Origin of the sequence: Pseudomonas sp. MYb118 (assembly GCF_040947875.1) — a bacterium.
In the GTDB taxonomy this organism is placed as follows: Bacteria; Pseudomonadota; Gammaproteobacteria; order Pseudomonadales; family Pseudomonadaceae; genus Aquipseudomonas.
The window spans coordinates 457249-481429 of record NZ_JBFRXN010000001.1; the positions used below are offsets into that span (position 1 = coordinate 457249).

Here is a 24181-nt window from a genome sequence, read left to right on the forward strand (position 1 = left end):
CATGAGGAAAGCATGAGCAAGCAGATTCTGATTCTCCCAGGTGATGGTATTGGTCCGGAAATCATGGCCGAAGCGGTCAAGGTGCTGGAACTGGCCAACGACAAGTACAGCCTGGGCTTCGAACTGAGCCACGACGTGATCGGCGGCGCCGCCATCGACAAGCACGGCGTGCCCCTGGCCGATGAAACCCTGGAACGTGCACGCGCGTCCGACGCCGTGCTGCTGGGCGCCGTGGGCGGCCCGAAATGGGACACCATCGAGCGTGACATCCGCCCTGAGCGCGGTCTGCTGAAAATCCGTGCGCAACTGGGCCTGTTCGGCAACCTGCGTCCGGCGATCCTGTACCCGCAACTGGCCGAGGCTTCCAGCCTGAAGCCGGAAATCGTCTCGGGCCTGGACATCCTGATCGTTCGCGAACTGACCGGCGGTATCTATTTCGGCGCGCCACGCGGCACCCGTACCCTGGAAAACGGCGAGCGCCAGTCCTACGACACCCTGCCGTACAGCGAAAGCGAAATCCGCCGTATCGCCCGTGTCGGCTTCGACATGGCCATGGTGCGCAACAAGAAGCTGTGCTCGGTGGACAAGGCCAACGTCCTGGCCTCCAGCCAGCTGTGGCGTGAAATCGTCGAACAAGTGGCCAAGGATTACCCTGAGGTCGAGCTGAGCCACATGTACGTCGACAACGCCGCCATGCAACTGGTGCGCGCGCCCAAGCAGTTCGACGTGATCGTCACCGACAACATGTTCGGCGACATCCTGTCCGATCAGGCTTCGATGCTCACCGGTTCCATCGGCATGCTGCCGTCGGCGTCCCTGGACACCAACAACAAGGGCATGTACGAGCCGTGCCACGGTTCGGCGCCGGATATCGCGGGGCAGGGCATTGCCAACCCGCTGGCGACCATCCTGTCGGTGTCGATGATGCTGCGTTACAGCTTCAACCAGCAGGCCGCGGCCGATGCCATCGAGCAAGCGGTCAGCCTGGTCCTGGACCAGGGCCTGCGCACCGGCGATATCTGGTCGGCCGGTTGTACCAAAGTCGGTACGCAGCAAATGGGCGACGCAGTAGTCGCCGCGCTGCGGAATCTGTAATCTCTCGGGCCCGCTGCCATTTTCCACCCCCGGAAGCAGCGGCCCACTTTTCAAGAAGGTGTAGTTGCGATGAAACGTGTAGGTCTGATCGGTTGGCGCGGTATGGTCGGTTCCGTGCTCATGCAGCGGATGCTGGAAGAGCAGGATTTCGATCTTATCGAGCCGGTGTTTTTCACCACTTCCAATGTCGGTGGCCAAGGCCCGTCCGTGGGCAAGGACATTGCTCCGCTCAAGGACGCTTACAGCATTGAAGAGCTGAAAACCCTCGACGTGATTCTGACCTGCCAGGGTGGCGACTACACCAGCGAAGTATTCCCCAAACTGCGCGAAGCCGGCTGGCAGGGCTACTGGATCGACGCCGCTTCCAGCCTGCGCATGCAGGATGACGCGGTGATCGTGCTGGACCCGGTGAACCGCAAGGTCATCGACCAGCAGCTCGACGCGGGCACCAAGAACTACATCGGCGGCAACTGCACCGTCAGCCTGATGCTGATGGGCCTGGGCGGCCTGTTCGAGGCGGGTCTGGTGGAGTGGATGAGCGCCATGACCTATCAGGCGGCCTCCGGTGCCGGCGCGCAGAACATGCGTGAGCTGATCAAGCAGATGGGCGCGACCCACGCCTCCGTCGCCGATCAACTGGCCGACCCTGCCAGCGCGATCCTCGACATCGACCGCCGTGTGGCCGAAACCATGCGCAGCGACGCGTACCCGACGGAAAACTTCGGTGTACCGCTGGCGGGCAGCCTGATCCCATGGATCGACAAGGAACTGCCGAACGGCCAGAGCCGCGAAGAGTGGAAGGCCCAGGCCGAGACCAACAAGATCCTCGGTCGCTTCAAGAACCCGATCCCGGTGGACGGCATCTGCGTGCGCATCGGCGCCATGCGCTGCCACAGCCAGGCGCTGACCATCAAGCTGAACAAAGACGTACCGATGGCCGACATCGAAGGGCTGATCAGCCAGCACAACCCTTGGGTCAAGCTGGTGCCGAACAACCGCGATGTCAGCATCCAGGAGCTGAGCCCGAACAAGGTCACCGGCACCCTGAACATCCCGGTGGGCCGTCTGCGCAAGCTGAACATGGGCTCGCAGTTCCTCGGCGCGTTCACCGTCGGCGACCAACTGCTGTGGGGCGCGGCCGAACCGCTGCGCCGCATGCTGCGGATCCTGCTCGAGCGTTGATCGGTTGATGCCGTGAAAGAACCCGTGCCTTGTGAGAGGTGCGGGTTTTTTTATTTTGGGTCCTCTGTACCGGCCTCATCGCGGGCAAGCCCGCTCCTACAGGTACAGCGGTGCCCCTGTAGGAGCGGGCTTGCCCGCGATGGGGCCAGTACAATCAACACAGGCCCCAGCAGAAATTGCCTGCATCCCACCCACCCGGTAAAGTGCCGCTCCCCCCGTTTCGCCAGAGGTAAACCATGAACCAGACCCTAGACATCGCCGTGATCGGCGCCACCGGTACCGTCGGCGAAACGCTGGTACAGATTCTCGAAGAGCGCGACTTCCCCATCGGCACCTTGCACCTGCTGGCCAGCAGCGAGTCCGCCGGCAGCTCGGTGATGTTCCGCAGCAAAAACGTGCGGGTGCGGGAGGTCGACGAGTTCGACTTCAGCAAGGTGCAACTGGCGTTTTTCGCCGCGGGCCCTGCGGTCACCCTGAGTTTCGCCGCGCGGGCCGCCGCTGCCGGTTGCTCGTTGATCGACCTGTCTGGCGCCTTGCCGGCCGATCAGGCGCCGCAAGTGGTGCCGGAGGCCAACGCGCAGGTGCTGGCGGGCCTGAAAAAGCCGTTCCAGGTCAGCAGCCCGAGCCCGTCGGCCACCACGCTGGCCGTGGTGCTGGCGCCATTGCTCGGCCTGCTCGATCTGCAACGCGTCCACGTCTCTGCCAGTCTGGCGGTTTCCGATCAGGGCCGCGAGGCGGTCACCGAGCTGGCCCGGCAAACCGCTGAGCTTTTGAACATGCGCCCGCTGGAGCCGAAATTCTTCGATCGGCAGATGGCGTTCAACCTGCTGGCACAGGTCGGCAAGCCGGATGAACAGGGCCACACGCTGCTGGAAAAACGCCTGGTGCGCGAGCTGCGTCAGGTCATGGCGCTGCCTTTATTAAAGATTTCCGTTACTTGCATTCAAGCCCCGGTGTTTTTTGGCGATAGCTTTAGCGTGACCTTGCAGTCAGCCAACGCCGTGGACCTGGAAAAAGTCAACGCCGTACTGGAAGACGCGCCGGGAATCGAGCTGGTGGAAGCCGGCGATTACCCGACACCGGTCGGCGACGCGGTCGGCCAGGATGTGGTCTACGTTGGTCGTGTGCGGGCAGGGATCGACGACCCGGCGGAACTTAATATGTGGCTGACGTCAGATAACGTACGCAAAGGCGCGGCGCTCAATGCTGTGCAGGTGGCTGAATTGTTGATAAAAGACCAGCTGTAAAAGATACTTGGCCACAATTTGCATAATGATTCCTGTCGGGCCACTCGCTGGACGGGATTGCTGAAGGCGAGCCACCCTGCGGGGCTTTCCGGGGCATGAAAGAAATGATCGCGCGCGGTGACCTTCGCCGCCGCGCGCAATGCCTTACGGCAGCGACAATCAACACCTTCTCGCTGGCCGAGGAATGTTCAGACAAAGGATGAGGCTATGGTTCAAGTTCGCAAACTGGTGTTAGCAATAGCGGCCGCCTCGGCGCTGTCCTCCGGTATGGCGCATGCGCTCGGGCTCGGGGAGTTGACCCTGAAGTCGTCGCCGAACCAGCCGCTGGTGGCCGAGATCGAGCTGCTCGACGTCAAGGAGCTCACCGCCGCCGAAGTGGTGCCGAGCCTGGCGTCGCCGGAAGATTTTGCCAAGGCCGGCGTCGACCGCCAGGCCTTTCTCAATGACCTGAGCTTCACCCCGGTCATCAACGCCAGTGGCAAGAGCGTCCTGCGCGTGACCTCCAGCAAGCCTCTGACCGAACCGATGGTGAAATTCCTGGTTCAGGTGATGTGGCCGAACGGTCGCCTGCTGCGCGATTACAGCGTCTTGCTCGATCCTTCCAAGTTCTCGCCGCAAACCGCCGATGCGGCTGCGCAACCTGCGCCGGCCCAGTCCGTCACCGCACCCGTGACCGGCGCCAGCAAGCCAACCGAATACACCACCACGCCGCGCGACACCCTGTGGGAAATCGCCGCGAAGGCGCGTAATGGTGGCTCGATCCAGCAAACCATGCTGGCCATCCAGGCGCTGAACCCGGATGCGTTCATCAACGGCAACATCAACCTTTTGAAAACCGGCCAGGTCCTGCGCCTGCCCGATCAGACCCAGAGCACCAGCCTGCCGCAACCCCAGGCGATTGCCGAAGTCGCCGCGCAGAACGCCGCCTGGCGCCAGGGCCGCCGTTATGTGGCCAGGCCCGGTACCGGCCAGCAGCAACTGGACGCCACCAACCGGGGGCGCCGTGATGGCGCGCCGGCGCAAGCGGCCAAGGACAATCTGAGCCTGGTCTCCGCCGAGGCAGGTGCCCGCGGTAAAGGCCCGGCGGGCGATGCCAAGGCCATCGGCAACAAGTTGGCCGTGACCCAGGAAAGCCTGGACACGACCCGCCGTGACAACGCCGAGCTGAAGAGCCGCATCAGCGATCTGCAAAGCCAGATGGACAAGTTGCAGCGTCTGATCGAGTTGAAGAACAACCAGTTGGCCAAGCTGGAAGCGGAGGGCGCCGCCAGTGCAGCGCCTGAGCCGGTCCCGGCGGCGGCCCCGGCGGGCGCGATTGCGACGGCTCCGGTGATTTCCGCCGAACTGACGCCGAGCCCGACACCAGCCCCTGCTGCCGCGCCGGCAGCGCCTGCGCCGGCGGCCGCTGAAGCAACGCCGCCACCGGCTGAAACGCCAGCCGAATCCAAGCCGGCCGCTTCCGACGATCAGGCGTTCAACGACCTGCTGACCAACCCGGTGCTGATGGGCCTGGTGGGCGGTGGTGCGGTGATTCTGGCGCTGCTCCTGCTGTTGCTGGCACGTCGCCGCAAGGCCCAGCAGGAAGCCGAAAAGCACCTGCGCATGGCGCGGGCGCTGTCTGAAGAACAGGACGTGACCTTCGATCACGATCTGCCGGACAGCAGCTTCGAAGGCCTGGAAGTGCCGCCAGCGAACGTCAAGCTCAACACCGTGCCACCGGCTCCGGCTCCGGCACCTGCGCCGGCTGCAGCGCCAGCACCGGCACCCGTGGTCGCGCCAGTGGTAATGGCTGCGCCGATTGCCGCGCCCCTGGTTGCACCCGCTGCCGAGCGTGATGACGATGTACTCGACAAGGCGCAGTCGCACATGGCGGCCGGTCGCCTGAACCAGGCAGCGGCGCTGCTGGAAGACGCGATCAAGCAGGAGCCTCAGCGCAGTGATCTGCGCCTGAAACTGATGGAAGTCTATGGCCAGCAGGGCGATCGCGATGCGTTCGTGGGCCAGGAGCGTCAATTGGTGGCCAACGGTGAGAACTTCGCCCGTGTGGAAGAGCTGAAAAGCCGCTTCCCGGCCATGGCTGTGGTTGCCGCTGGTGGCCTGGCGGCTGCGGCCGTCGCTGCCGAGCTGGACGCGCAGTACGTCAAGGACCTGTTGATGGACGAGCCTCAGGAGCCGGAACTGGCACCTGAACCTGAACCTGAACCTGAACCTGAACCGACGCCAGAGCCGGATCTGGCGCTGGACGACGACCTCGACAGCGCGTTTGACCTGAGCCTGGACGACATGGACATCCCGGTTGCGCCAGTTGCGGCCACTGAGCCTGAATCCGCACTTGAGCCAGAGCCGGAAACCCTGGCTGAGCTGGATGAGTTCCCGGCGGAAGAAGACCTCAGCTTTGCCTCGGTGCTGCAACAGCAGAACGAAATCCAGGAAAACCTCGACGACCTGTCGGACTTCGATCTGGACATGGATCTGGGCGCCGAGCCAACGCCTGCCACGCTGGCCGAGGACGATTTCCTGCTGAGCCTGGATGACGACATCAAGGATCTGCCTGTCGCCGAAGCACCAACCACGCCCGAGGCGCCGCTGGACGATCTGGACCTGCCGGCTGATTTCGATCTGTCGCTGGCCGATGAAATGGACGAGCCGGACGCGTTCTCCGCGGAACTGGACGACGTCAACGCCGAGCTGGATCGCTTGTCCCAGAGCATCAGCGAGCCAACCTTCAACGCCGAGGACGCCCTGGCTTCCGCAGCGGACGAGCCGGAGTTCGATTTCCTCTCCGGCACCGACGAAGTCGCCACCAAGCTCGACCTGGCCCAGGCCTACATCGACATGGGCGACGCCGACGGCGCCCGGGACATCCTCAACGAGGTGGTGAGCGAAGGTAATGACGGCCAGAAGAGCGAAGCCAAGGACATGCTTTCGCGACTGGCTTGATTGCTCCCGAAGTAAAAAAAACGGCAGCCCCTTGAGGCTGCCGTTTTTGTTTGTGCCGATCACCACATAAGCCGTTCCACCGCCATCGCGAGCAGGCTCGCTCCCACATTTGCCAGGCGTGCCCTTTGTGGGAGCGAGCCTGCTCGCGATGGGGTCAGACCAATCACTGCATAACCACCAGGCCAGCAAATCCGCACAAAACCCGCCAAACGCCGCTGGCGTCCCGGTCCGACCGCCTTATAATGCCCGCCTTTGCGCACATCAACAGGCTTGAGTTCTTGGCAAACATAGATAACCCGGCCGCCGAAATGGCGGCCGAGGGCTTTTTCCGCATCGCCCTGGGCGTTGAATACAAGGGTTCGCGCTTCCGTGGCTGGCAGCGCCAGGCCTCCGGCGTGCTCACCGTCCAGGAAACCCTGGAAAACGCCTTGTCCAAAGTCGCCGATTCACCGGTGTCGCTGCTCTGCGCCGGGCGTACCGATGCCGGCGTGCATGCGTGCGGCCAGGTGGTGCATTTCGACACGCAGGTCGAGCGGTCGATGAAGGCCTGGGTCATGGGTGCCAACATCAACTTGCCCCATGACGTCAGTGTCACCTGGGCCAAGGTCATGCCGGCGCACTTCCATGCGCGGTTCAAGGCCATCGCCCGGCGTTATCGCTATGTGATCTACAACGACCAGATCCGCCCGGCGCACCTGAACGAAGAGATCACCTGGAACCATCGTCCGCTCGATGTCGAGCGCATGGCCGAGGCGGCGCAATACCTGGTCGGGACCCACGACTTCAGCGCGTTTCGCGCCGGGCAATGCCAGGCCAAGTCGCCGATCAAGGAACTGCACCACCTGCGCGTCACCCGTCACGGCAAGATGATCGTGCTGGACATCCGTGCCAGCGCTTTCCTGCACCACATGGTGCGCAACATCGCCGGCGTGCTGATGACCATCGGGGCTGGCGAGCGGCCGGTGGAGTGGATGAAAGAGGTGCTCGACAGCCGCATTCGCCGCACCGGCGGGGTCACGGCCCATCCGTTCGGCCTGTACCTGGTGCAGGTCGAGTACCGCGACGAGTTCGAGTTGCCCGAGCGCTACATCGGCCCGCACTTCCTGACCGGTTTCACCGAACTTGACGGCTGACGCCCTCGAATGCATTTGCTACCATCCGGGACTTTCCCGGATTTCCCCTGAGGTTTTATCGACATGTCGGCCGTTCGCAGCAAGATTTGCGGGATTACCCGCATAGAGGATGCGTTGGCGGCAGTGGAGGCCGGGGCGGATGCCATCGGGTTCGTGTTCTACCCCAAGAGCCCCCGTGCGGTAACGTTCCAGCAGGCACGCGACATCATCCGGGCGCTGCCGCCGTTCGTGACCACCGTGGGTTTGTTCGTCAACGTCAGCCGCTGCGAGCTGGGTGAATTGCTCGACGCCGTGCCATTGGACCTGTTGCAGTTCCATGGCGACGAAGCCATTGACGAGTGTGAAGGCTGGCATCGACCGTACATCAAGGCGCTGCGGGTCAAGGCCGGTGATGACATTGCCGCTGCCTGCCGAGCCTACCCGAGTGCCAGCGGTATTTTGCTCGACACCTATGTCGAAGGTGTTCCCGGTGGAACCGGCGAAGCCTTCGACTGGTCTCTGATACCGCAGGGCCTGGACAAGCCGATCATCCTGGCCGGTGGCCTGACGCCGGACAATGTCGCCGAGGCGATTGCCCGGGTCCGGCCGTATGCCGTGGACGTCAGCGGTGGAGTCGAGGCGAGCAGGGGCATCAAGGATCACGCAAAGATTCAGGCATTCATTGAAGCGGTACGCAGCAGCAAGTAGTGGATGTGACGGCTGGCAGACTGCCGCCGTCCCAAAATGCACTGCGCCGCGCTGCATAGAGCAGACAGGCAGGCACGGCTGAGGATTGATGGGTTGTACGCAGGTCTCTTCACTGACCCGGCCATCCAGCAATCATCGCCACACATATGAATTTCGCTTAAGGGCATACGCGGGGCCGCGAACCAGAGCGTTCGGGCCGTCGGTACTGGAGAAAGAAAGCATGAGCAACTGGTTAGTAGACAAACTGATCCCTTCGATCATGCGTTCCGAGGTCAAGAAGAGCTCGGTGCCTGAAGGTCTGTGGCACAAGTGCCCATCTTGCGAGGCGGTGCTGTACCGTCCGGAGCTGGAAAAGACCCTGGATGTTTGCCCCAAGTGCAACCACCACATGCGTATCGGCGCTCGCGCCCGTATCGACATTTTTCTCGACGCCGAAGGCCGTAACGAGCTGGGGGCAGACCTGGAGCCGGTCGATCGCCTGAAATTCCGCGACGGCAAGAAGTACAAGGACCGCCTGACCGCTGCACAGAAGCAGACGGGCGAGAAAGACGCACTGGTTTCCATGAGCGGGACCCTGCTGGGCATGCCGATCGTGGTGTCGGCGTTCGAATTCTCCTTCATGGGTGGTTCGATGGGTGCCATCGTTGGTGAGCGCTTTGTCCGTGCTGCCAACTACGCCCTGGAAAACAAATGCCCGATGGTCTGCTTCTCCGCCTCCGGTGGTGCGCGGATGCAGGAAGCGCTGATCTCCCTGATGCAAATGGCCAAGACCTCCGCGGTCCTGGCGCGTCTGCGTGAAGAGGGCATCCCGTTCATCTCCGTACTGACCGACCCGGTCTACGGTGGCGTTTCCGCCAGCCTGGCGATGCTTGGCGACGTGATCGTCGGCGAGCCGAAAGCCCTGATCGGCTTCGCCGGCCCGCGCGTGATCGAGCAGACCGTGCGCGAAAAACTGCCGGAAGGCTTCCAGCGCAGCGAATTCCTGTTGGAGCACGGCGCCATCGACCTGATCGTTCACCGTCAGGAGCTGCGTCCGCGCCTGGGTAACCTGCTGGCGCAACTGACCGGCAAGCCGACGCCGAAATTCGTCGCCGCGCCGGTCGAGCCGATCGTCGTTCCGCCGGTGCCAGCAAACCTATGACCCAACGTACCCTTGGCGAGTGGCTCGCCTACCTCGAGCAGTTGCACCCTTCGGCCATCGACATGGGCCTTGAGCGCTCGCAACAGGTAGCGTCCCGCATGGGACTGGGCAAGCCGGCGCCTCGGGTGATCACGGTCACCGGCACCAACGGCAAGGGCTCCACCTGCGCTTTCGTGGCTTCGCTGCTGCGGGCGCAGGGCCTGAACGTTGGTGTCTACAATTCTCCGCACCTGCTGCGTTACAACGAGCGGGTGCAGGTCAACGGCGTCGAAGCCACAGACGCCGCGCTGTGCGAAGCCTTCGCAGCAGTGGAGGCGGGCCGTGGCGACACCTCGCTGACCTATTTCGAAATGGGCACCCTGGCAGCGTTCTGGCTGTTCCAGCGTTCCGCGCTCGATGCCGTGGTGCTGGAAGTCGGCCTGGGCGGGCGCCTGGACACGGTCAACGTGGTGGATGCCGACATGGCGCTGGTGACCAGCATTGGCGTGGATCACGCCGATTACCTGGGCAACACCCGCGAATCCGTGGCCTACGAAAAGGCCGGCATTTTCCGCCAGGGCGCGCCTGCGCTGTGTGGCGACCTCAATCCTCCTCAACCTCTGCTGGATAAAGCGCGCGAGCTGGCGTGCCCGTTTTTCCTGCGTGGGCGTGATTTTGACCTCGGCGTGACCGATCACGGCTGGCAATGGCGTGGCCTGGATGCGCAGGGGCGGGCGGTCGAACTGCATGACCTGCCGTTGCTCGACCTGCCGATGGAAAACGCCGCGCTGGCGTTGCAGGCCTATCTGCTGATGGGGTTGCCGTGGGTGCCGGAGCAGATTGTCCAGGCGTTGACGGCCACGCGGGTGGTTGGGCGCCTGGATCGCCGTGAGTTTGACTGGCACGGCAAGCGCCTGAACCTGTTGCTGGATGTGGGGCATAATCCTCACGCCGCCGAGTATCTGGCCCGGCGGCTGGCCGCTCGTCCTCCGGTGGGCCGGCGCCTGGCGGTGTTCGGGCTGCTGGCGGACAAGGATCTGGACGGTGTCGTCGACCAATTGAGCGCCAGTGTCCAGTACTGGGCGGTCGCCCCGCTGGATTCGCCGCGCGCGCGGCCGGTGGTCGATTTGCAGGAAGCGTTGCACAAGCGTGGCGCTTCGGTAACATCCCATGAGAGCGTCGCGGCTGCCCTGGAAAGCCAGTGTGCGCTGGCGACGAGCGACGACGAGATTCTGTTGTTCGGATCATTTTATTGTGTCGCCGAGGCCCTTGAGTGGTTGGCCCGGCGCGCCACGGAGGAAGCGGCAAATGGCATTGCTGGATAAGGCGTACAAGCAGCGCATGGTGGGCGCCCTGGTGTTGGTGGCGCTGGCGGTGATTTTCCTGCCGATGCTGTTTTCCCGTCAGGATGAGCAGCGCCAGGTCACGGTCGAAGCGCCGGCCGCGCCGCAAGCGCCTTCGGTCCCGCCTGTGCAGGTTGAGCCGGTGGTAGTGCCGGAGCCGCAAGCCCTGCCGCAGGAACCGGTGCCCAGCGATGACGACATCGCCCAGCAGGAAGAGCCGTCGACGCCGATCGCCGCGACCGCACCGGCCGCCACCGTGCCGGTAGCGCCTGCACCTGCACCGGCTGCCAAGCCTGCTGCGCCTGTGCCTGCGCCTGTCCCGGTGCCGGCGACCAAGCCGACGACCGCACCGAGCCAGCCGATAGGCGCTGCCCCGGCCAAGCCGGACACCACGCAAAGCCGTGTCGACGCCAATGGCCTGTCGGTCAGCTGGTCGGTGCAACTGGCCAGCTTGTCGAATCGCGCCAGCGCGGAAAATCTGCAAAAGACCCTGCGCAGCCAGGGCTACAACGCTTACATCCGCACCGCCGATGGCAAGAATCGGGTGTTTGTCGGGCCGCTGATCGAGCGTGCCGAAGCCGATCGTCTGCGTGACTTGCTCAACCGCCAGCAAAACCTCAAGGGTTTTGTGGTGCGCTTCCAGCCTGAACGCGGGTAAAAACTATCGACCCGATTTGAAATGCACTGACAATCGCAGCTTACCGACACGCCTGGGCTCTGCTAAAATGCGCCGCCTTATCCGTCTGTAGGCTGCACTGTGCCATTTACCTGGGTTGACTGGGCGATCGTTGCAATTATCGCCATCTCCGCTTTGATCAGTTTGAGCCGCGGCTTCGTCAAGGAAGCATTATCGCTGGTGACCTGGATCATCGCAGGAGTCGTCGCCTGGATGTTCGGTGGTGCATTGTCCGAGTACCTCGCCGGATACATCGAGACACCTTCGGCTCGCGTGATCGCGGGCTGCGCAATAATGTTTGTCGCCACGCTGATCGTAGGCGCAATGATCAATTATCTTATCGGCGAACTGGTTCGCGTGACCGGCCTGTCCGGGACCGACCGATTTCTCGGCATGGCCTTTGGCGCCGCGCGTGGCGTGTTGCTGGTGGTCGTGGCGGTCGGGCTCTTGAGCCTGGGGCCGGTACAGCAGGACGGGTGGTGGCAGCAGTCCCAGCTCGTGCCGAAATTTCTATTGGTTGCAGACTGGTCCAAGAACCTGATTCTCGGGTGGAGCAGTCAGTGGCTTGCCAGCGGTATCAGCGTACCCGCTGAAATACCGTTCAAGGAGCACCTCTTGCCGACGGCCAAAACGCCTCAGTGAGTTGTGTTCAATCCAGTTCCATAAAGTAGGGGTTGCTTCGCATGTGTGGCATCGTCGGTATCGTCGGTAAGTCGAACGTCAATCAGGCGCTGTATGACGCGCTAACCGTGCTCCAGCACCGCGGCCAGGACGCTGCCGGTATCGTGACCAGCCATGACGGCCGGTTATTCCTGCGCAAGGACAACGGCCTGGTGCGTGACGTGTTCCAGCAGCGTCACATGCAGCGTCTGGTGGGCCACATGGGTATTGGCCATGTGCGTTACCCGACCGCAGGCAGCTCGACCTCGGCCGAAGCTCAGCCGTTCTACGTCAACTCGCCTTACGGCATCACCCTGGCGCACAACGGTAACCTGACCAACGTTGAACAGTTGGCCAAGGAGATCTACGAATCTGACCTGCGTCACGTCAACACCAGTTCCGACTCGGAAGTGCTGCTCAACGTGTTTGCCCACGAACTGGCCCAGCGTGGCAAGTTGCAACCGACTGAAGAAGACGTGTTCGCCGCCGTGACCGACGTGCACAACCGTTGCGTCGGTGGTTATGCCGTCGTGGCGATGATCACCGGCTACGGTATCGTCGGTTTCCGCGACCCGCACGGCATTCGCCCGATCGTCTTCGGCCAGCGTCATACCGATGAAGGCGTCGAGTACATGATCGCCTCCGAAAGCGTGTCCCTGGACGTGCTCGGCTTCACCCTGATCCGCGACCTGGCTCCGGGCGAAGCGGTCTACATCACTGAAGACGGCAAGCTGCACACCCGCCAGTGCGCGACCAACCCGTCCCTGACCCCGTGCATCTTCGAACACGTCTACCTGGCGCGTCCGGACTCGATCATCGACGGCGTGTCGGTGTACAAGGCCCGTCTGCGCATGGGCGAGAAGCTCGCCGAGAAGATCCTGCGTGAGCGTCCGGAGCACGACATCGACGTGGTCATCCCGATCCCGGATACCAGCCGTACCGCAGCGCTGGAGCTGGCCAACCACCTGGGCGTGAAGTTCCGCGAAGGCTTCGTGAAGAACCGCTACATCGGCCGGACCTTCATCATGCCGGGCCAGGCCGCGCGGAAAAAATCCGTACGCCAGAAGCTCAACGCCATCGAGCTGGAATTCCGTGGCAAGAACGTGATGCTGGTGGACGACTCCATCGTGCGCGGCACCACCTGCAAGCAGATCATCCAGATGGCCCGTGAAGCCGGTGCGAAAAACGTCTACTTCTGCTCCGCGGCCCCGGCTGTGCGCTTCCCGAACGTCTACGGCATCGACATGCCGAGCGCCCATGAGCTGATCGCTCACAACCGTTCGACCCAGGACGTGGCCGACCTGATCGGCGCTGACTGGCTGATCTATCAGGATCTGCCTGACTTGATCGAAGCGGTCGGTGGCGGCAAGATCAAGATCGACAAGTTCGATTGCGCGGTGTTCGACGGCCAGTACGTCACCGGCGACGTCGACGAGGCTTACCTGGACAAGATCGAGCAGGCCCGTAACGATGCCTCCAAGGTCAAGACCCAGGCGGTCAGCGCGATCATCGACCTGTACAACAACTGAGTTTGCACCGGCCCTGAGGGGCCGGTTTTGTATCTACCAAAGAACAAGGCAAGGAGTGACAGCATGAGTCAGGAATGGGATGCCGGTCGGCTGGACAGCGACCTCGAAGGCGTAGCGTTCGATACCCTGGCAGTACGTGCCGGTCAGCACCGCACGCCGGAAGGCGAACACGGTGATCCGATGTTCTTCACGTCCAGCTATGTGTTCCGTACCGCCGCCGATGCGGCTGCACGGTTTGCCGGGGAAGTGCCGGGCAACGTTTACTCGCGTTACACCAACCCGACCGTGCGCGCGTTCGAAGAGCGTATTGCCGCACTGGAAAGCGCCGAGCAGGCCGTGGCCACGTCCACCGGCATGGCGGCAATCATGGCGGTGGTGATGAGCCTGTGCAGCGCGGGCGACCATGTCCTGGTGTCGCGCAGCGTGTTCGGCTCGACCATCAGCCTGTTCGAGAAGTACTTCAAGCGTTTTGGCATCGAAGTCGACTACGTGCCCCTGGCGGACCTGTCCGGCTGGGATGCGGCGATCAAGGCCAACACCAAATTGCTGTTCGTCGAATCGCCGTCCAACCCGTTGGCGGAGCTGGTGGATATCGCCGAGCTGGCGAAAGTCGCCCACGCCAAAGGCGCCATGCTGGTGGTCGACAACTGCTTCTGCACGCCAGCCTTGCAGCAGCCGCTGAAGCTGGGCGCCGACATCGTCGTGCACTCGGCGACCAAGTTCATCGACGGCCAGGGTCGTTGCATGGGCGGCGTCGTGGCCGGTCGTAGCGAGCAGATGAAGGAAGTGGTGGGTTTCCTGCGCACCGCCGGCCCGTCGCTGAGCCCGTTCAATGCCTGGATCTTCCTCAAGGGTCTGGAAACCCTGGGCCTGCGTATGAAGGCGCATTGCGCCAATGCCCAGGAGCTGGCCGAGTGGCTGGAACAGCAGGACGGCATCGAGAAAGTCCATTACGCGGGTCTGAAAAGCCATCCGCAGCACGAACTGGCCCGACGTCAGCAGAAAGGCTTCGGCGCCGTGGTGAGTTTCGAGGTCAAGGGCGGCAAAGAGGGCGCCTGGCGCTTCATCGACGCCACCCGGTTGATTTCGATCACCGCCAACCTTGGTGACAGCAAGACCACCATCACTCACCCGAGCACCACCTCCCATGGCCGTCTGGCGCCACAGGAACGTGAAGCGGCGGGTATCCGTGACAGCCTGATCCGTATTGCGGTCGGCCTGGAAGACGTGGCCGACCTGCAAGCCGACCTGGCCCGCGGGCTGGCGGCCTTGTGATCGAGTTGCCCTCGTTGACCACGGCTTCCAAGGGGCGCGTGGCACTGGTTACCGGTGCTGCCCGCGGCATTGGCCTGGGGATTGCCGCCTGGCTGATCAGCGAAGGCTGGCAGGTGGTGTTGACGGACCTGGACCGCGATCGCGGGACGAAAGTGGCGAAGGTGCTGGGCGACAATGCCTGGTTCATCGCCATGGACGTTTCCAATGAGTCGCAGGTGGCGTTGGGCGTTGCCGAAGTGCTCGGGCAATTCGGTCGCCTGGATGCGCTGGTGTGCAACGCGGCGGTGGCCGACCCGCACAACATCACCCTGGAAAGCCTGGACCTGGCCTACTGGAATCGGGTGCTGGCGGTGAACCTGAGCGGGCCGATGCTGTTGGCCAAACACTGTGCACCGTACCTGCGCGCCCACAGCGGTGCGATCGTCAACCTCGCCTCGACCCGTGCGCGGCAGTCGGAGCCCGACACCGAAGCCTACGTGGCGAGCAAGGGTGGCCTGTTGGCCCTGACCCACGCGCTGGCCATCAGCCTGGGCCCGGAGATCCGCGTCAATGCCGTCAGCCCTGGCTGGATCGACGCGCGTGATGCGGCGGTGCGACGGGCCGAGCCGTTGACGGAAGCTGACCATGCGCAGCATCCGGCGGGCAGGGTAGGGACGGTGGAAGATGTGGCGTCGATGGTGGCCTGGCTGCTGTCGAAGAACGCCGGGTTCGTCACGGGGCAGGAGTTCGTGGTGGATGGCGGGATGAGCAAGAAGATGATCTACAGCGAGTAAATTCCTTTATCGAGGCGCCGACCCCTGTAGGAGCGGGCTTGCCCGCGATGGCGTTTGTCGCCAGGACCACCGTCATCGCGAGCAGGCTCGCTCCCACAGGGGGGGCGCATTGCTTTGTAGTGTGGGAGCGAGCCTGCTCGCGATAGGGCCCTGAAGAGAATTGCTCTGGCCGGAATGAAACGATTTTGTCTTTTTCAGAAAAACTTCAATCCTGCTATTGACTTAGGTTCGCCACCTGCGTAAATTTCGCGGCCTCGGAGATGCAAACGGGTGATTAGCTCAGCTGGGAGAGCGTCTGCCTTACAAGCAGAATGTCGGCGGTTCGATCCCGTCATCACCCACCACTCCCGAGAGTCTTGCGAAAGCAAGATGGAAGCTGAAAAGCCTCCACCGACGCGCAGCGGTAGTTCAGTCGGTTAGAATACCGGCCTGTCACGCCGGGGGTCGCGGGTTCGAGTCCCGTCCGCTGCGCCATATTTTACGAATCGGATTTATCCGGTTCGCGATTGAAAAGTACCGAAGCTTTCAATCAAACGAGTTTGATGGACGCAAGTCCACAGCGATACGCAGCGGTAGTTCAGTCGGTTAGAATACCGGCCTGTCACGCCGGGGGTCGCGGGTTCGAGTCCCGTCCGCTGCGCCATATCTGCCTCAAGGACCACTGAACGCCTTGAAGCTACGAAGGCCGCTGATTCTTCAGCGTTTACTTCGGATTCGATAGCAAAGACCCTGGTCGAAAGACCGGGGTTTTTTGTGTCTGAAATTTGGCTTTTTATGCCGCTTCCCGCTGACGTCCGCCCCTTTGTGCGTATTCGCTGCATAAAGGGCTTGGTTGATCGCATCGACATTAATTAGAATCACTCTCATTTACGAAACCCCAGGGCTTCTTCAGATGAGTGATGCAGCGATGCCGCAGGAGCAAACCCTTCACGACCTGTACCGCGATCATCGCGGCTGGCTGGAAGGTTGGCTGAGACGACGCCTGGGTAACGGCTGCGATGCGGCGGACCTGAGCCAGGATACCTTCCTGCGGGTGCTCGCCAGCTCCCAGCGGATCGCCGACCTGCAAGAGCCCCGCGCCTACCTGCTGACGGTGGGCAAACGCCTGTTGAGCAATTTCTACCAGCGCCGTAGCCTGGAGCAGGCCTACCTGGCCGCGCTCGCGACGCTGCCCGAAGACTGCGCGCCATCCCCCGAGCAGCGCTGGCTGCTGCTGGAAACCCTGCAAGCGCTGGACGAGTTGCTTGACGGCTTGCCGAGACCGGTGCGCCGGGCATTCCTGTGGAGCCAGCTCGAAGGCCTGAGCTATCAGCAGATCGCCGAGCGCTTGCAGGTCTCCGAGCGCACCATCAAGCGCTACATGGCGCAAGCCTATGAGCATTGCCTGCTGGTGGACCTGTGAACAGCCAGGCAGTCGATCCGCGTCAGGCCGTGCGGGCGGCCGCGCAATGGCTGGCGTTGCTGGAGTCGGGCGGGGCCAATGAACAGGATCGGGTGAACCTGCAACGATGGCGCGATGCCCATGCCACTCACGAACAGGCCTGGCAAAAGGCCCAGGCCCTGCGCCAGCGTTTCGCCGACTTGCCGCCTGCACTGGCGATGAGCAGCCTGGATCGCCCCGATCCCGGGCGCCGGGTGGTGCTCAAACGGGCCCTGGGCGCCGTGGCATTGGTGCCGGCCGCCTGGCTGATCAGTCGCCAGTTGCCGCTGGACGTCTGGCGTGCCGACCTGCATACCGCCACGGGCGAGCGCAGCAAGGTCCAATTGGCCGATGGCAGTACCTTGCAGCTCAACACCGCCAGCGCCGTCGATGTCGATGTTCAGGCTCGCCGCGTGAAGCTGATCGAGGGCGAAATGTCGCTGAAGGTGCCGGGTTCGCTGCCCATGACCGTCCAGACCCGATTCGGCAACGTCATCGTCAGCCAGAGCGAGGTCTGTGTGCGTCAGGATTCACGCGGCTGTCGGGTCTCGATGTACCACGGCGCCGTGCAGTTACAACCGCTGCAAGGGGCGGCGCTGGCCTTGCGCGCCGGTCAGCAGGTCAACCTGGGTGCGGCGGGGGCCGGGGCGATCGTGCCATTCGATGCGCTTGCGCCGGGCTGGCGCGAAGGCGTGTTGCTGGCCAATAACCAGCCGCTGGGGGATTTTTTGCGCGAACTCGGCCTGTACCGCCCCGGCATCCTGCGCTGGGAGCCGGAGCTGGAAAACCTGCGGGTCACCGGCAGCTTCCTGCTCGACGACACCGATCGTGTCCTTGCATTGCTCGCCGCCAGCCTGCCGCTGGAGGTGCATTCGCGGACCCGCTACTGGGTCACGTTGCTGCCGCGCAAAAATAGTGTGTAAAGCCTGTCCCCTTTTTTGGACTCGCTTGTCATTCAAGGCATGTGAATGATCAAGAGAGCGATTGCGATGCCTGCAGTGTTTGTTCCGCGCCCGGTTTCCACCCGTCTGCGCCCGTTGTTGCACCTGAGCCTGGTCCTGGGCCTTAGCGCCAGCCCGCTGCTCGTGAGCCCTAGCTGGGCCGAGGACGGCGCCCGTCGCCATTACCAGGTGCCAGCCGGCAACCTGAGTGACGCGCTGACCCGCTTCGCCGGCCTGGCAGGCGTCAACCTGTCGGTGGACCCGGCGCTGGTCAGCGGGCGCAACAGCGCCGGCCTGTCCGGCGAGTTCGCCGTGGAGGAGGGCTTTGCCCGGCTGCTGCAAGGGTCCGGCTTGCAACTGCAACCGGTCGGCGAGCAGGCCTACATCCTCACGCCCGTGCCGGAAGGCGGCAGCCTGCAACTGGCGCCGACTTCGATTCTCGGCGCTACCGGTGGTGCGGCGGGCGAAGTGTTCAGCGGTGGCCAGGTAGCGCGTCGAGGGGCGCAAGGGCTGCTGGGCTCGAAAGACTTCATGGAAACGCCCTTCAGCATGACCACCTACACCAGCGAAGTGGTCAAGAATAACCAGGCGCGCACCCTGGGCGAGCTGATCTCCAGCGATCCGTCGGTGCGTGCCACCAATCCGGCCGGTGGTCGTTACGAGCAGTTCACCATTCGCGGTTTCAGCCTGTTCAACAGCGATGTCGCCTACAACGGCCTCTACGGCGTGCTGCCGACGTACTCGATCGACATGGAAATGGCCGATCGCGTCGATATCATCAAAGGCCCGACCCAACTGATCAACGGCATTTCGCCCCGTGGCGCGGTCGGTGGCGGGATCAACGTCGAGCCCAAGCGCGCCACCGACAAGCCGATCACCTCGTTCACCGGCAACTATGCCTCCGACAGCCAGGTCGGTGGTGCGGTCGATGTGGGGCGGCGCTTTGGCGAAGACAACAAGTTCGGCCTGCGCTTCAACGGCGTGAAGCAGTCCGGCGACACCGAGTGGGATCACCAGAACGTCGATCGCGAGATGGCCGTGCTGGGCCTGGATTTTCGCGGTGAGCGCCTGCGCCTGGCGACGGACATCGGCCGCACCGAGCGTGATACCGATGCGCCGCAGGAGCGCGTGCAGGTCGGCGCCAATGCGCAGGTGCCGCGGGCCAGCGACGTGCGTCACAACTACGCGCAGCCCTGGAGCAAGGCCAGCACCAACGACACCTTCGGCACGGTGACCGGCGAGTTCGATGTCAGCGATTCGGTCATGCTCTATGGCGCCGTGGGGGCGCGCAAAAGTAACCATGACTTCCTGCGGCACGCCGTTTCGGTGACCAACAACCGCGGCGACTTCAGTGTGCAGCCGAGGGACTTTACCCGTGACGAAAACGTCCGCACGGCCACTGCCGGGGTGCGCAACTGGTTCCGCACCGGTTCCGTGAGCCACGAGGTGAACCTGGCGGCCAGCTATTTCTACATGGATTTCGAAAACGGCGGCGCCCGTTATGCGTCGGGCAACAGCAACCTCTACAACCCGGTGACCATTCCCACGCCCGGGCGCCCGACCCGCATCGACTCGAAGGTCTACACCGAGAACCGCTTCAGCGGCGTGGCCTTGTCCGACACCCTGGGGTTTTTCGATGACCGCCTGCTGCTGACACTCGGTGCGCGCTGGCAGCGGGTGAAGGTCGACGACTGGTCCGATGATGTCAAAGGCGACACCGCCTACGATGAGGAAAAGGTTTCGCCGTCGGGCGGCATCCTGTTCAAGGCCACCGACAAGCTGTCGCTATACGCCAACTACATGGAAGGCCTGAGCCAGGGCAAGATCGCGCCGTCGACTTCGATCAACGAAGACCAGATCTTCCCGCCGTTCATCAGCCGCCAGGTCGAGGTCGGTGCCAAGTATGACGCCGGCCCGTTCGCGGTGACCGCGGCGGTGTTCCGCATCAAGCAGCCGGCCTACGAGACCAATGCCACCACCCGGGTCTTCGGCCCCAACGGCAAGCGCCAGAACGATGGGGTGGAGTTGAGTGTGTTCGGTGAGCCGCTCAAGGGCTTCCGTCTGCTCGGCGGCGTGATGTACATCGACAGTGAGCTGACTAACACCACCAACGGCACCTTCGACGGCAACCGCGCGCCGGCGACGCCCAAGTACAACGTCAACCTGGGCGCCGAGTGGGACGTGCCGACGGTCGAAGGCCTGACGCTGACCAGTCGTGGCATCTACTCCAGCTCGCAGTACCTGGACCAGTCCAACGACAAGGAAATCGACGCCTGGGAGCGCTTCGACGTGGGCGCGCGTTATGCGTTCAAGGTCGAGGACAAGAACATCACCCTGCGGGCCAACATCGAGAACGTTGCGGACAAGCGCTATTGGAGTTCGGCCGGGGCTTCGGATGACAGCGAGCCGGGGTTGACCCTGTCGACGCCGCGGACTTATTTGCTGTCGGCTACTGTGGATTTCTGATTGATTTGTATCGTTTGAGCTGGCGTCATCGCGAGCAAGCTCGCTCCTACAGGGGGGGCAGGCCGTTCCTGTGGGAGCGGGCCTGCCCGCGATGGCGCCCTCAACTTCACCACTCTCCTGAAAACATCCTCTCCAGCAAATTTCTGATTCTTTGGTCAGATTTTTTCGCTCAAGCTGTTCTCTAAAAGTGCATAAGCCTATAAAGTTAACCTTTCGGTCAGCTTTGCACTGTCTATCGGCCCTCTGCTTCGTCAGGAGGGCTCCTGCACGACTCGAGATTTCCAGAACATAACCAAAAGGGCGGACCCAATACCGCCCAGAGGATGATCCATGTCCAACCGTGATATTTCCCGGCGCTCGTTCCTTCAGGGCGGGCTGGTGGCGGGCGTGAGCGTGACGCTTACACCGCTCAGCAGCAAAGCGCTGGCGGCCCTGATGGAAAACAGCGTGACCGTGCCGTCCGAGCAATGGCTTGGCAACAACGGCAAGGCGCGCGCCCGTAACGATGCGTTGTCCAAGGTCTGCGGCAGCAAGGTGTTCGCCCGCGACATCCGCGCCAAGGACATGCCGGGCTGGCCGCAGCAGCAGGGCCACGCCATGTTGCTCAAAACCATCAAGGCCGACCGCATCTATGACGGTTACGACCTGTCTTGGCTGGGCGCCGAGCTGCAACCGGACCGCATCGTCACCGCCGAGGACCTGGTCAAGGACGGTATCGTCTTCCCGGAAGAACACGCTCCCGACCCGTTGTTGCCGGCCGGCAAAGTGCCGATGTTCATCGGTCATCCGGTGGCGATCCTGATCTGGAATGATTTCGAGCGTTTCCGCCAGGCCAAGGCCCAGCTCAAGTTCAACGACAAGGCCATCCGTTACGGCGCCCAGGTGCCGTTCTACGAAGGTGATCCGTACGGCAGCTTCCGCTATGTGCGCGTGGGCGGGGCGACGTCGGCGGACGAAGACGAATTCGCCAGCCTCAAGGATTCGATCCTGTTCCCGATGCTGCGCAACCGCCGCCCGGTGTGGAATTCCCAGCCCAACCTGCACGGCAACCTGACCGAGCGCGGGCTGTTCTACGCCGAGCGCATGAAGCAGCAGATCGACACGCCGCCAGACAACTGGCTGGTGTTCGACGAGCGCTACAAGACCCCGTCGATCGAGCCGGCCGCGATGGAGCCGGACAACGGCAACGGCTGGTATGACCCGGCCACCAAGACCCTGCATTTCGTCGTCGCCACCCAGTGCCCGCTGGAAACCGCCACCGAGACCGCGAAGATGATCGCGCCGTCGCGTTTCGGCCTGGCCCACCTGAACATGCACCCCGGCTACACCGTGGGTTACGGTTCCAAGGACCACAACATTTTCGTCTACTACGCAGCCCTCGCTGCGCTGTACGGCGCCGGTGTGCCGGTGCGTTTGGCCAACGACCGCTACGAGCAGTTCCAGAGCGGCATCAAGCGCCATCCGTTCGACATCCGCTATCAACTGGCGGTGGACAAGAACGACCACAGCTTCAAGATTTTCCGCGCCGAGATGAGCGTCGACGGCGGCGGACGCATCAACTACAGCCCATCGGTGGCGGCGGTCGGCGCCACGGCGGCGCAGTCGATCTACTACATGCCGCAGAACGACCTGCAGGTCACCGCCTACCATTCCCGCGCGGTCGAAGCCGGGTCGATGCGTGGCTACGGCACTCTGCAGAGCATGGCGTCCACCGAGATGATGGTCGATGAAATCGCCGGCCGCCTCGGCATCGACGCCATCGAGCTGCGGCGCAAGAACGTCCTGCGCTCGGGCATGAAGAACACCCAGGGCGCGGTGCCGGCAGGGGCCTTGCGCCTGCACGAAATCCTCGACAAGGCCGCCGCCCACGAAGTCTGGAAAAACCGCGACGCGATCAAGCAACGCCGCGAAGCCGCCGACCCGGACAACTGGTACGGCGTCGGTTTTGCCATCTGCCAGAAAGACTTCGGCACCGGTTCCGAAGCGCCGATGGCCAGCATCGAATTCACCGCCGAAGGTCGCATCAGCCTGCGCCACATCGGCATCGAGATCGGCACCGGCATGTCCACTTCGCAGGCCATGGTGGTCGCCGATTTCCTCGGCAGCCCGGCGCACGAGGTGAAGACCGGCGAGACCGAATGGCAGGAAATGCAGCTGATCACCGGCGGCAATCCGTACATCATGAGCCAGGCCGAGCAGGATGGCTTCCTGCGCAATCCGCGTTGGGTCGGCAAGCTCGCGTCGGCCTCGTCGGCGACCAACTCGGCCTACTACTTCAGCCACGCCACCCGTGAAGCGGCGCGCGTGCTGTTCAACCACGGCTTGTGGCCGGCGGCGCTGGAGATCTGGCGGCAAGGCCCTTACGGCGGCCAGGCCAACCCTTATGTGGTGCGCCGCGAAGACGCCCATTGGGTTGACGGCAAACTCACCGCCAACGGCATGGAGCCCTTGCCGTTCGCGGTGCTGGCCAAGCGCGCCCACGAGCGCGGGCTGGTGACCGCTGCCACGGTGCACGGTTTCAACCGCTGGAGCTGGGCCGAGGCCGAATTCAGCATCGACGGCGTGCGCGAGCGTCTGCCGCTCGACGGCATGGCGGTCAAATACGGTGACGGTGCGCCGGCGGCGAAGAAGGCGCAGATGAACAGCGCCGGTTTCCATCTGCTCGACCGCCAGAACGTGCATTACCCGGACACGCAACTGAACAACGCGGCCGTGACCTACTACAGCCCGGTCGCGACCCTGGTGGAACTGAAGGTGAACAAAGGCTCGGCAGAAGTCGAAGTGCTCAACCATCACTCGTGGGTCGAGTGCGGTCGGGTGCTGGTGCCGGAACTGGTCAAGGGCCAGATCGAAGGCGGCACGGCCATGGGTATCGGCCACGCGCTGATGGAGGAAATGCCGCTGTACGAAGGTGGGCCGGGGGAGGGTGACTGGAACTTCAACCGTTATCGCCTGCCCATGGCGCGCCACGTCGCGGTGTGGAAACAGACGTCGGAAATTCTCCCGCCGCTGTCGCCGAGCGACCCGTCCAAGGGCATTGCCGAGGTGGTGATGATCCCGGTGGTCGGCGCCATCGGTAACGCCGTGGCCCATGCCATCGGCAAACGTGTCCGCGACCTGCCTATCACTTCTGCGCGCATCAAGGAGGCCCTCAATGGCTAACCGTCCGCTTCAACTGACCCTCAACGGTCAATCCGTCGGCCCGGTGGACATCCCTGATGACCTGCCGATGATCGACTACCTGCACGAGTACAAGAACCTCACCGGCTCGCGTCTGGGCTGCGGCCAGGGCATCTGCCACGCCTGTGTGGTGATCGTCGACAACCCCGACGGTACCAGCGAGGAAGTGCGTACCTGCATCACCGGCGCGCATTACTTCGAAGGCAAGAAGGTACGCACCATCGAAGGCCACGCCAGCCGCGACGAGCAGGGCAAGGTCACCGAACTGAACCCGATCCAGCAACGTTTCGTCGACGAATTCGCCTTCCAGTGCAGCTACTGCGCGCCAGGTTTCGTCAACGCCGCCACTGTGCTGGTGGAAAAACTGCAGCGCCAGCCGACGGTCAAGAGCCAGCTGGAAAAGGTCATCGAGGACAGCCTCGGCCATCACATCTGCCGTTGCACCGGCTACGTGCGTTACTACAACGCCACGCGCAACGTGTTGACCGATCTCGGCCTGGTCAAGGAGGGCTAA

Annotated in this window: 18 protein-coding genes and 3 tRNA genes; all 21 read left to right on the plus strand. The window is 63.2% G+C overall.

The features are described 5' to 3' along the window. Positions 1 to 12: 12 nt before the first annotated feature. On the plus strand, positions 13 to 1095 hold the full coding sequence (gene leuB, locus ABVN20_RS02125; protein WP_368553702.1) for a 3-isopropylmalate dehydrogenase: 1083 nt from the start codon (positions 13 to 15) through the stop codon (positions 1093 to 1095). Positions 1096 to 1164: 69 nt separating this feature from the next. Beyond that, on the plus strand, positions 1165 to 2277 hold the full coding sequence (asd, locus tag ABVN20_RS02130; protein WP_368553704.1) for an aspartate-semialdehyde dehydrogenase: 1113 nt from the start codon (positions 1165 to 1167) through the stop codon (positions 2275 to 2277). A 236-nt stretch (positions 2278 to 2513) separates the two neighbouring features. After that, complete coding sequence (locus tag ABVN20_RS02135; protein WP_368553705.1) at positions 2514 to 3524, plus strand: aspartate-semialdehyde dehydrogenase; 1011 nt, start codon at positions 2514 to 2516, stop codon at positions 3522 to 3524. A gap of 207 nt (positions 3525 to 3731) precedes the next feature. Continuing rightward, positions 3732 to 6464, plus strand: a complete 2733-nt coding sequence (locus ABVN20_RS02140; RefSeq protein WP_368553707.1) for a FimV/HubP family polar landmark protein — start codon at positions 3732 to 3734, stop codon at positions 6462 to 6464. A 308-nt stretch (positions 6465 to 6772) separates the two neighbouring features. After that, positions 6773 to 7597, plus strand: coding sequence for a tRNA pseudouridine(38-40) synthase TruA (gene truA / locus ABVN20_RS02145; RefSeq protein ID WP_368554549.1), 825 nt, complete (start codon positions 6773 to 6775; stop codon positions 7595 to 7597). A gap of 63 nt (positions 7598 to 7660) precedes the next feature. Further along, positions 7661 to 8284 carry a phosphoribosylanthranilate isomerase gene (locus tag ABVN20_RS02150; RefSeq protein WP_368553709.1) on the plus strand — a complete coding sequence of 208 codons (624 nt, stop codon included), beginning with the start codon at positions 7661 to 7663 and terminating at the stop codon, positions 8282 to 8284. A 220-nt stretch (positions 8285 to 8504) separates the two neighbouring features. Continuing rightward, on the plus strand, positions 8505 to 9425 hold the full coding sequence (accD, locus tag ABVN20_RS02155; protein ID WP_368553711.1) for an acetyl-CoA carboxylase, carboxyltransferase subunit beta: 921 nt from the start codon (positions 8505 to 8507) through the stop codon (positions 9423 to 9425). Next, the gene (gene folC, locus ABVN20_RS02160) at positions 9422 to 10729 is read left to right on the plus strand and encodes a bifunctional tetrahydrofolate synthase/dihydrofolate synthase (RefSeq protein ID WP_368553713.1); all 1308 of its coding nucleotides are present in this window, start codon (positions 9422 to 9424) and stop codon (positions 10727 to 10729) included. The genes accD and folC overlap by 4 nt, the downstream gene beginning before the upstream one ends. After that, positions 10713 to 11405: an SPOR domain-containing protein gene (locus tag ABVN20_RS02165; protein WP_368553714.1), complete on the plus strand. Its 693-nt coding sequence runs from the start codon at positions 10713 to 10715 to the stop codon at positions 11403 to 11405. Before folC ends, ABVN20_RS02165 begins: the two co-directional genes overlap by 17 nt. Before the next feature lie 99 nt (positions 11406 to 11504). Further along, the gene (locus tag ABVN20_RS02170; protein WP_017337640.1) at positions 11505 to 12065 is read left to right on the plus strand and encodes a CvpA family protein; all 561 of its coding nucleotides are present in this window, start codon (positions 11505 to 11507) and stop codon (positions 12063 to 12065) included. Between the two features lie 41 nt (positions 12066 to 12106). Beyond that, positions 12107 to 13612: an amidophosphoribosyltransferase gene (gene purF, locus ABVN20_RS02175; RefSeq protein WP_368553716.1), complete on the plus strand. Its 1506-nt coding sequence runs from the start codon at positions 12107 to 12109 to the stop codon at positions 13610 to 13612. Between the two features lie 63 nt (positions 13613 to 13675). Beyond that, on the plus strand, positions 13676 to 14887 hold the full coding sequence (locus tag ABVN20_RS02180; protein WP_368553717.1) for an O-succinylhomoserine sulfhydrylase: 1212 nt from the start codon (positions 13676 to 13678) through the stop codon (positions 14885 to 14887). Then, on the plus strand, positions 14884 to 15660 hold the full coding sequence (locus ABVN20_RS02185; protein WP_368553719.1) for an SDR family oxidoreductase: 777 nt from the start codon (positions 14884 to 14886) through the stop codon (positions 15658 to 15660). The genes ABVN20_RS02180 and ABVN20_RS02185 overlap by 4 nt, the downstream gene beginning before the upstream one ends. Before the next feature lie 268 nt (positions 15661 to 15928). Further along, a tRNA-Val gene (locus tag ABVN20_RS02190) sits at positions 15929 to 16004 on the plus strand. A gap of 53 nt (positions 16005 to 16057) precedes the next feature. Continuing rightward, positions 16058 to 16134: transfer RNA gene (locus ABVN20_RS02195), tRNA-Asp, on the plus strand. A gap of 92 nt (positions 16135 to 16226) precedes the next feature. Beyond that, a tRNA-Asp gene (locus ABVN20_RS02200) sits at positions 16227 to 16303 on the plus strand. A gap of 249 nt (positions 16304 to 16552) precedes the next feature. Further along, complete coding sequence (locus tag ABVN20_RS02205) at positions 16553 to 17062, plus strand: sigma-70 family RNA polymerase sigma factor (protein WP_368553721.1); 510 nt, start codon at positions 16553 to 16555, stop codon at positions 17060 to 17062. After that, a complete protein-coding gene (locus tag ABVN20_RS02210; RefSeq protein ID WP_368553722.1) occupies positions 17059 to 18003 on the plus strand; it encodes a FecR domain-containing protein in 945 nt (314 codons plus the stop codon). The genes ABVN20_RS02205 and ABVN20_RS02210 overlap by 4 nt, the downstream gene beginning before the upstream one ends. A gap of 66 nt (positions 18004 to 18069) precedes the next feature. Then, positions 18070 to 20487, plus strand: coding sequence for a TonB-dependent siderophore receptor (locus ABVN20_RS02215; RefSeq protein ID WP_368553724.1), 2418 nt, complete (start codon positions 18070 to 18072; stop codon positions 20485 to 20487). A gap of 330 nt (positions 20488 to 20817) precedes the next feature. Next, the gene (locus ABVN20_RS02220; RefSeq protein ID WP_368553726.1) at positions 20818 to 23649 is read left to right on the plus strand and encodes a xanthine dehydrogenase family protein molybdopterin-binding subunit; all 2832 of its coding nucleotides are present in this window, start codon (positions 20818 to 20820) and stop codon (positions 23647 to 23649) included. Beyond that, positions 23642 to 24181, plus strand: a complete 540-nt coding sequence (locus ABVN20_RS02225; protein WP_368553728.1) for a (2Fe-2S)-binding protein — start codon at positions 23642 to 23644, stop codon at positions 24179 to 24181. The genes ABVN20_RS02220 and ABVN20_RS02225 overlap by 8 nt, the downstream gene beginning before the upstream one ends.